Origin of the sequence: Gordonibacter pamelaeae 7-10-1-b (assembly GCF_000210055.1) — a bacterium.
Taxonomy (GTDB): Bacteria; Actinomycetota; Coriobacteriia; order Coriobacteriales; family Eggerthellaceae; genus Gordonibacter; species Gordonibacter pamelaeae.
In genome coordinates this window covers 2,329,186-2,330,801 of record NC_021021.1, presented here as the reverse complement: position 1 = coordinate 2,330,801, position 1,616 = coordinate 2,329,186, and the positions used below count along the sequence as shown (strand labels likewise).

Here is a 1,616-nt window from a genome sequence, read left to right as displayed (position 1 = left end):
CTCGTCCGCACCCCCGACGCATCGCGGGACGCAGCGGCGCCGTCGGCCGGCGAAGGCGCCTCGCCCGCTCCCATGGCCTCCTCCACCACGGGATGGGAGGCTCCCTGCTCGAACAGGTCCCTGAGCGTGATGGAGGCGAAGTAGCCGTTGAGCAGGCGGTCGGCACCCTGCCATACCTTGTTGTAGGCGCACTCCGGCTGCTTTTGGCAGTAGTCGGGGTCCATGGCGCACAGCGAGATGCTCACCGGCCCCTGGATGGCCTCCAGCACTTCCAGCAGCGTCACCTCGGCCGGGTCGCAGTTGAGTATGAGGCCGCCGTGCGCGCCGCGCACGGTCTTGATGAGGCCTCCCTTCACCAGGTCGTGCTGGATGCTGCGCGCGAACGCGTAGGGTATGTCCTCGTCCTCGGCGATGTCGGACACGGATACGTAGGCTTCGCCGCTCTTGTAGGCGGCCCGGAGGATGCGGCAGGCGTAATCGCAGCGTCGCGTGATATCCATAAAGTCTACTCCTCGGTTCCTTTCAGCAGGTCGTCGAGATGATCGAGGTCGCGGCGGAAGCCCCGCACGACCGCGTCCTCGAGGGCGCGGTACTCGTCCGAGTCGAGCGGCTGGTACGCCGCCAGCTTGTCGAACAGGTTGTCCGCGGTGACGGGCACGTAGCGCCGTGCCACGAGGCTGGCCTTGTAGGCTTCCTCGATGGCCTCGCGCGCCGCCATGTAGATGTCGTAGCGGGGCATGCCGGAGGACAGCCGCACGAGGTCGACCCGGTTCACGCCGCGCAGCGACGGATGCTCGCGCGCGATCTCCATCCAGATGTCCACGCGCTCCTCAGGCGTGGGATAGTCGATGTCCACGATGGACAGCGGCTCCAGCAGGTCGAAGAAGAACGGGTCGATCTCCCCCGCCTCCGCCGCCGAGGCCAGCACGAACACGTCGGGATTCTCCACCGCCGAGCGGATGAGCCCGATGGCCTCGCGCGCCCCGCGCGACAGGCTGGAGAACACGAAGCCGCCGAAGTCGTCGCCGCCCTCGGTCATGGGCGACGCCCACAGGTCCAAGTCCTCCAGCATGAGCACGCCCGGCCCCTCGAAGGCGTTGCGCGCGGCGTTGAGCTGGGGCTGGTTGTCGGCCTGCGCCATGACGCACAGCACGGGCATGCCCTGGAGGTTCTCCTCCATGCGCATGCGGATGGCCGGCATGTCCAGCTCGCCGAGCGTGGCCGCCATGAAGCGGTTCGCGTCCTCGCGGGCGGGCGAGCGGAAGAGTATCGCGTCGGCGGCCGGCATGCGGTCCAGGCCGTGGCGCGCGTTGAGCAGCTCCACGAGGCTCTGGAACTGGGGGTCGTCCTGCATTCCCAGGCCGAAGTCGCGCATGAGCGCCACCGTGTCGTTGTAGCCGACGATGTCGGCGTAGGAGATGCGCTCGATGGCCGACACCACCGCGTGCGCGTCGGCATCGGGGCCCATGGCGTCCTCGACCGCCTTGGCGGCCTGGGCGAGCGCCGCAGCGTGCTCGGAGGACGCGTCCTTTCCCTGATCGCCCTTCGTGCCGCCCGCCTCGCGCCGCCAGGCGGCGGCGCCCTTCTCGGCGTTCCCGGCACTCTCGGCGGCCTTC

2 protein-coding genes are annotated in these 1,616 nt (G+C 69.2%); both read right to left on the bottom strand.

Annotation, left to right across the window (positions count from 1 at the left end; all coding sequences use genetic code 11):
• A partial coding sequence (locus GPA_RS10895) for an RrF2 family transcriptional regulator (RefSeq protein WP_083809082.1) occupies window positions 1–500 on the bottom strand: 500 nt, incomplete at its 3' end.
• Window positions 501–505: 5 nt separating this feature from the next.
• Window positions 506–1,616: ribonucleotide reductase subunit alpha (locus GPA_RS10890; RefSeq protein ID WP_083809081.1), on the bottom strand; the 1,111-nt coding region annotated here is incomplete at its 5' end.